The organism is Methanoculleus sp. (assembly GCF_035363275.1).
GTDB lineage: Archaea > Halobacteriota > Methanomicrobia > Methanomicrobiales > Methanoculleaceae > Methanoculleus.
The window spans coordinates 1-6152 of sequence record NZ_DAOSET010000082.1; the positions used below are offsets into that span (position 1 = coordinate 1).

Genomic DNA, 6152 nt, shown 5'->3' on the forward strand with positions numbered 1-6152 from the left:
GACGGGTACCTGGTCTGCGACCTGGAGGATATCGCCCGGCTTTCGCGGGAGTACCTGGCTGGAGCGGGCGGGTGAGAGAGGGGTCTCTCTCGCCGCAAGCCTCGCTTGAAGCGTTCCCACCCAGATACTGACACGCTGATTTCCGTTTGATGTGAAGATGAGAGTGCGCACCCATGACCGACGGATCGGAGATTAAAGGGCTCTTGGACTCACTGGAGCGTTTGATCGGCGAGGCCGAAAGACGCAACAGAACGTGGAAAGAGGTATGGAATGAGATAAAGAGTATCAATCAGGCGTTTAAAGGATCGAAGTTTCCAACCGTCCGGGAGAGGCAGGCGGCATGGGATCGCTTTCAAACAATCATTGCAGAGGTAAAAGCGTCCCAGGAGAGGGCAAAGGAAGAATTTACAGCAAGAGTGAGCGAATCGAACTCTCACTTATCGGAAATCCTTTCGCTTGCACGGAGGGCGACTCCGTCATCGGAGTCGGACGATGTGTTTCTTGCGCTCATCACCGGAGGACTCTCGATCGTCATCACTCAGGTCCTCGATGCGATACTTGGCCCGTTCGACGACCGGAAGTTCGAACTTATAGCGTGCAGCAAGACCATGGGAGAGGGATGGGCCTACCTCTCCCGGAACAAGGGCCGGATGTCCGGCAGGGATAAACAGGAGGCGTTTGAAGCCCTGACGAGAGCATCGGAGGCCCTGAATGTAGCGTGGGACGAATGGAAACGTGCAAGGAGCGCGGTGATCGAGCGGTATCATGCCGAGAAGCAAGCCGCATGGGAGACCCGTCAGGCCAGAAGGCGGGAGGCGATAGCCAAGAAAGAAGCGTGGGAGGAGCGGACGAGAGAAAACATTGCGAACCTGACGGATCGCCTCGATAGCCTCGAGTCTGCTCTGGACCGGAGACAGAGGAACCTCTCCAAGTTGGAGGAGATGAGAGACTCGGCATGGTCTGACTCCTACCGCGACCGCGTAGAAGGATGGATTGACGAGGAGAACGAGCGGATTTCCGACATTCAGAGCACGATCGACCGGGTCAAGGGATGGATAGCGGAGATGGAGGCGAAGTTGCGATGAGCGAAGGTTCTCCCGCCGTTGTGCGGGTACGCAGGACGCCCCGCGGAGCGGCGGGAGCAGGAACGGTTTGAGCGGGGTGCAGTCCGGTGACTACTAACTCTGTACCCCTATGTCAGCGACTTACTTCTGGTAGATACTTATTTTGCATGGGTTCGGATGTATTCTGTGGAGAGAGAGGCGGTTTTGGCTGTCGGAAGGATGCCTGTAGGTGCCCGGGTGCGTCACGCCAACCGGTATCCCGCCCCTTTTCTGCGGATCACCCCGATCCTCCGCATATCGTCGAGCAGCCCTTTCACGAAGTCGAGGTCGAGATCCAGGGTGATTTCTTCGATCTTGCCCGGTATTTCAAAGACGTCGCTCTGCAGGACAGCAAAGATCTCCTCGGCCGGAACTGTTCCGCGTCCTTCGAAAATACCTATTACCCTGGAGGCGACCGTTCTTTTTGCATAGACGCTGTCCCGGAACAGATCATATGCGTCGAGATCGATCTCCATCTCGTTGACGAGTTCATCCAGATCCGCGATCTGTATCATACTGATCGCCTCCGGGTTGAATTCCAGGCGGTAATCAGGCTCGGAGATGATCGTCATGCTGGTCTTGACGGCATGTCTTTTCAGGGTTTCGAGTCCGATTTCTTCGATAATCTCCCCGGAAAGCGCGGTAACCAGATCTGCAGGATCGGCATGCCCGTGCAGGATTGCTTCTTCGTCTTTGGTCCATTCGATCAGCCCGTTTCGTTCGAGAAGCGCGAAGATCCTGCGGCTCTTGAGGATCTTCGCGATCTCGCCACTCACCTCTTCCTCACCGGCTCCCTCCGTCCGGAACGCTTGATAGAGTTCGAGCAGGTTTTTCTTCGGCATAACCGGGGTGACTGCTTTGCCGGGAGGATGCTGCTGCAGGAAGGTTGCAATCTCCTCTTCGTCCTCTCCCAGTGAGGCGAGAGTTCTCTTGAGCCGCGGCCTGGCATCGTCGTCCTCCCCAATCTGCGCGATCCCCTCCTCGATTGCGGCTTTGAGGTCCCGGATCCTGCCGATAACGTCGATCGACCGTACCAGGATGTCCTTGCGCACGATGCGGACCGGTATCCCCTTTTTCCGGAGCTCGCCAGCAATCCTCCTGGCTTCGTCCGGATCGTACACCACCAGCGTCTCTTCGAGCACCATGCTTACCCCTTGCTCATCAGTCATTATAAGACTGCAGGTGCCGCTCTCCCCGGAACAGCCCGTCCCGGTGAAAGCTCGTTGCGTTGCAAACCTCACGTCCCTCCCGCCGCTTCGGCTCCGGCAATGCTATCTGTCCTCCGCGGGTACCGATCTGTATGCCGAAACGAAAGAAAACCGCATCCGTGACTCCCCTCCTCGACTCACTCAGCGCCGAACAGGCGCAGGATGTCCTCGCACAGTTCATCCGCGACGACCCTACCCTCGCGTCACGGGCGGAAGGCGTTGCCCGTGACGTCCTCCGGATCGTCGGCAGCGAGGAGATCGCCGACTCGCTCGCGGGCGACCTCGCCGGCATCGAGATCGAGGACGTCTGGAAAACTTCGGGCAGAACCCACGACGGCGGCTACCTCTATCCGTCCGAGCGGGCATGGGAGATGATGGACGAGATTGTTGCGCCCTATAAGGAGGAGATGGCAGCCTACCTCCGGCGCGGCATGGCCGACGAGTCGCGCCTCTTCTGCGCGGGCATTCTCCTCGGGATCCGACGGTTCGAGCAGGATTCGGGTTCCGCGCCCCTCGACGAAGCGCCCGACTACTGCGACGATGCATTCTCCTCCATCCGGGAAGAATGGGAGACGGCCGTCGACGATCCCGGACAGGTGCGGCTGCTCGCCCGGCTCCTCGAGGAGAAAGGATTTTTGTGACCGGCCCTCGTCCGGGATCATGCAGACAAAAATAGCGCGGGGACGGCCCTCCAACAGCGCCGGCGCACCCGAAGGGGTTGCCATCGACGGGAACCGGAATCGTACGCCGGTTCGCATCCCGCCTGCGCGTGTGCTCCCGGCACGGCTCAGTCTTCCGCTCCTGGCGTACCCGGGAGATATTTTTTGAGCGCGGCCACCTTGTTCCGAACCGATGACGGTTCGAGATCGAAGAAGGAACCGATCTCCCGGGCCAACGGGGTCCCCCCCTTTCCCGGCCGGATCAGGCCCACGTCCCGGCATGCTGCATAGACGACGGCCGCACTCCAGAGGTCTTCGTCCCCCCGCGAGAGCGGTGCTGCCGGGTGGGCGGCCAGGTCGCCGACGATGGCCCCGCAACGTCCCGGGATCGTGCCGTCTTCAAGCCGGGCACAGAATTCCTCGCACCTGAAGAGGATCGCGGAGACCCGCAGATCCCCGGAATTCGGGGCGATTCCGTCGTCCTTAAATAGATATTCGATTTTTTCGATGAGATCCGCATCGTCCGGGTCCATCCCGGCCATTACTACGACTTCGCGCTGGACGAAGTTCATCAGGGCACGCTCATCCTCCGGGTCGACCCCTGCGTCGAGCGCCCGCTGGAAGATACGACCGGAAAGGTCGCGATACTTCTCCGGGCTCGTGGCCGCGGCCCGGAAGGCGGGTTCCGCCTCTTTGAGTACTGCGATCAGTTCCGCGGCATTCTGCAGCCTGCCGGCCGCCTCCATGGAGGAGAGGAACCGGCAGAGGATCGGGACGGCGTTCTCAAGCCACTCCTCGGGGAAGATCGGGTTCTGCGCCATCTCTTCGATCAGGCACGTGCGTACGAGCCGGGCATCCCACTCCCGGATAGTCTTTCCGCGAAGGCCGTACGTGAAGACGCAGAACTCCATAACGGTCTCTCCCGCCAGCGCACCGTAGAACTCCCCGTGCGCGGCCCGCTCATCGGCGATGAACGCCTCAATCTCCGGGCCGATATCCGCACAGACGGCATCCATCATGGCCTGCACCTCTGCGTCCCCGGGCGGGTCTTCGAAAGTATATATGCAGTCGTCCGGATCGAACTCCGGGAGTTTCTTCAGGATCTCTTCGAGTTCCGGGGATGCGAGATCCTCCGCGTTCCATCCCGGCGGATACCAGTACACCGCGGCATCAGGGTCCTCAACGTAGCCGCAGATACCGGTTCTCGGGGAGTTCTCGATGATCTCCGTGCACTCCGGATCGGGTTCGGCCGAGACGAGGCATTCGCGGCAGAAGAAACGGAGGGTACCGTCTTCATCGTCAAACAGGCTGAATTCCGCCTGATTCCCACAGGCGTCGCAGGGGAACGGCGGGGGGTTGTTCCTCGCGATCAGGCAGATCGGTTTCTCCGGAGGCAGTATGGGTATTGCACCGATCACCTTCAGGTCCAGCTCCGTCGTGGAGCCGAAGTCGTATTCGTAGGAGAACGTGCTTCCCGGCGGGACCAACCCGGAGAGGGGGATTGCCATGCTCGTTCCCGGCTCGTCCTCGCCGCTCAGGTAACTCTCTTTGCCGATGGAGAACGCGCTCATGTGCCCGCAGCATTCCACCCATACGTCGCGGATCAGGGAGTCGAGGTCTTCGAGCGTGGCGTCGGGCCGCGCAAGAACCACCAGCCAGTAGGATCTGTCGTGCCGCCCCTGTATCGTGATGATGAGCGACGGCTTTTCCCCTGCAGGCCAGCCCGACGACCGGAGGCAGCCCTCGACGTGCCGCAAAGCCCCCCTCCTGCTCACCGGTTCCCTGCAGAGCATGCAGGTCCCGGGTACGTTCCGTGGTGCCATCCAGAGGATGTTTCACCTGTGACTACATATGATCTGCTTCGACGATCACACCGGAAACATATTGCCGCTCTGTATGCCGAAACGAAAGAAAGTCGCCCCCTCACTCCGTCTCACGACGATCTCGGCGGGGATCGTGAATCCATTGTTAACGGGCTACAAACCCGGATTGCAAAGGCAACGCACGAAGGAAAATGGAATATGGTCAAACGTCTCAGGTATCTGCTGACGCATACCTACTCCGCGAAACTCCTCGCGGTGCGGATCGTCACACAGAACAAAGGCAAGCGAACTCCTGGTGTTGATGGGGTGCTCTGGACCGCTGCATCGGACAAGATGCGAGCAGCCCTGAGTCTCACTGACCGCCAGTACCACGCGAAACCACTGCGCCGCATCTACCCGCCGTCGATCGGGTTTACGACCTCAAGCGTGCAGATCCCGGAAAAATCACGTTCATTTCGGGTGACCAGTACACATTCGTGAGCCAGAGCGGTGGCTGCAATGACCGCGTCGGGGAGCTTCATCCCGCAAGTTCGACGCAGGTGGATAGCGCGGTCCGCAATTGTATCGATCAGAGGGTATACTTCCGCAGAACGGATAAAGTCCTCGGCTATCGCATACCCTTCCGGAGTATGCTTCTTCCACCCGAGAAATTCGATCTTTGTGATGATTGAAACACGAAATGAAGAGGTGAGCATCTCTTCGATCTCATTTACTCTCGCCGGCGGAACGGCATCTGCAAGGTAGTAGATGAGGATGTTCGTATCGAGCAGGTACCGACTCATATCCGGTTCCATTCATCCCGCAGGTTCCGGATCTCGGCCTTTAGATCGACGTTTAAGTTTCTGTATATGCCCCGATATTTTCCGGGATCCGGAACCCCAACCCGTTCACCGGCAGGTTTTTCGGCATTCAGGCTGTCCCAGAGGTCGATGGGCACGATAACGCCAGTCTTTCTTCCTTCTGCATCACAGATGTATTGCACTCCCATGCCGCACACTCCAGAATATGGAGATATGAGTGCTCCCGGCAGATGATACTTTTCCCGCTCCGATCCCTTCTTCGCCGGCGAGGGTACTCTCCGGATCTCCTCCTCTCCAGGAACATCCACCACCGCCCGGAAGACAAAACGTCCCCCACAGGTAGGGGAGACGCCCCGGTTGCCAGGCTCCCGGCGCGGGGAAGAGAGTGGGGGCAAAAGACCTCCTCTCACTCCAGCGCGATGACGGCGTCGATGAAGTCCACCTTCGCGGTGTAGTGCTCGCGGTTCCGGATGACTGCCGCGACCGGCTGCCCGTCGGCACCGGTATACCCGACGCACCCGAAGGGGTTGTCGGCGATGACGCTCTCGATGAGGGTGTT

At 59.5% G+C, this 6152-nt stretch carries 7 protein-coding genes; 3 read left to right on the forward strand and 4 right to left on the reverse strand.

From position 1 onward, the window contains the following. Window positions 1–173: 173 nt before the first annotated feature. The gene (locus PLN84_RS12295) at window positions 174–1085 is read left to right on the forward strand and encodes a hypothetical protein (protein WP_214076871.1); all 912 of its coding nucleotides are present in this window, start codon (window positions 174–176) and stop codon (window positions 1083–1085) included. Window positions 1086–1306: 221 nt separating this feature from the next. On the opposite strand, the gene PLN84_RS12300 is transcribed toward PLN84_RS12295, so the two are convergent. After that, window positions 1307–2272 (reverse strand): hypothetical protein, encoded by a 966-nt coding sequence (locus tag PLN84_RS12300; RefSeq protein WP_292384069.1) that lies wholly within the window; start codon window positions 2270–2272, stop codon window positions 1307–1309. A 131-nt stretch (window positions 2273–2403) separates the two neighbouring features. On the opposite strand from PLN84_RS12300, the gene PLN84_RS12305 reads away from it, so the two are divergent. Then, entirely contained in the window at window positions 2404–2952 is a 549-nt protein-coding gene (locus PLN84_RS12305; RefSeq protein WP_348532119.1) for a hypothetical protein, read from the forward strand. 146 nt (window positions 2953–3098) lie between these two features. Here PLN84_RS12305 and PLN84_RS12310 read toward each other — a convergent pair whose 3' ends face one another. Next, entirely contained in the window at window positions 3099–4793 is a 1695-nt protein-coding gene (locus PLN84_RS12310) for a primase-helicase zinc-binding domain-containing protein (protein WP_348532120.1), read from the reverse strand. Between the two features lie 18 nt (window positions 4794–4811). Between PLN84_RS12310 and PLN84_RS12315 the strand changes: the two genes are divergently transcribed. Continuing rightward, window positions 4812–5273 (forward strand): reverse transcriptase N-terminal domain-containing protein, encoded by a 462-nt coding sequence (locus PLN84_RS12315; RefSeq protein ID WP_348532121.1) that lies wholly within the window; start codon window positions 4812–4814, stop codon window positions 5271–5273. On the opposite strand, the gene PLN84_RS12320 is transcribed toward PLN84_RS12315, so the two are convergent. Next, complete coding sequence (locus PLN84_RS12320; RefSeq protein WP_214076875.1) at window positions 5186–5575, reverse strand: type II toxin-antitoxin system VapC family toxin; 390 nt, start codon at window positions 5573–5575, stop codon at window positions 5186–5188. The two genes, PLN84_RS12315 and PLN84_RS12320, sit on opposite strands and share 88 nt — an antisense overlap. Continuing rightward, the gene (locus PLN84_RS12325) at window positions 5572–5901 is read right to left on the reverse strand and encodes a hypothetical protein (RefSeq protein WP_292490788.1); all 330 of its coding nucleotides are present in this window, start codon (window positions 5899–5901) and stop codon (window positions 5572–5574) included. The genes PLN84_RS12320 and PLN84_RS12325 overlap by 4 nt, the downstream gene beginning before the upstream one ends. Window positions 5902–6152 lie beyond the last annotated feature (251 nt).

Bases quoted from the DNA above. Each gene is read 5' to 3' on its own strand.
- PLN84_RS12295 (WP_214076871.1), top strand. From the start codon at position 174: ATGACCGACGGATCGGAGATTAAAGGGCTCTTGGACTCACTGGAGCGT.
- PLN84_RS12300 (WP_292384069.1), bottom strand. From the start codon at position 2,272: ATGACTGATGAGCAAGGGGTAAGCATGGTGCTCGAAGAGACGCTGGTG.
- PLN84_RS12305 (WP_348532119.1), top strand. From the start codon at position 2,404: ATGCCGAAACGAAAGAAAACCGCATCCGTGACTCCCCTCCTCGACTCA.
- PLN84_RS12310 (WP_348532120.1), bottom strand. From the start codon at position 4,793: ATGGCACCACGGAACGTACCCGGGACCTGCATGCTCTGCAGGGAACCG.
- PLN84_RS12320 (WP_214076875.1), bottom strand. From the start codon at position 5,575: ATGAGTCGGTACCTGCTCGATACGAACATCCTCATCTACTACCTTGCA.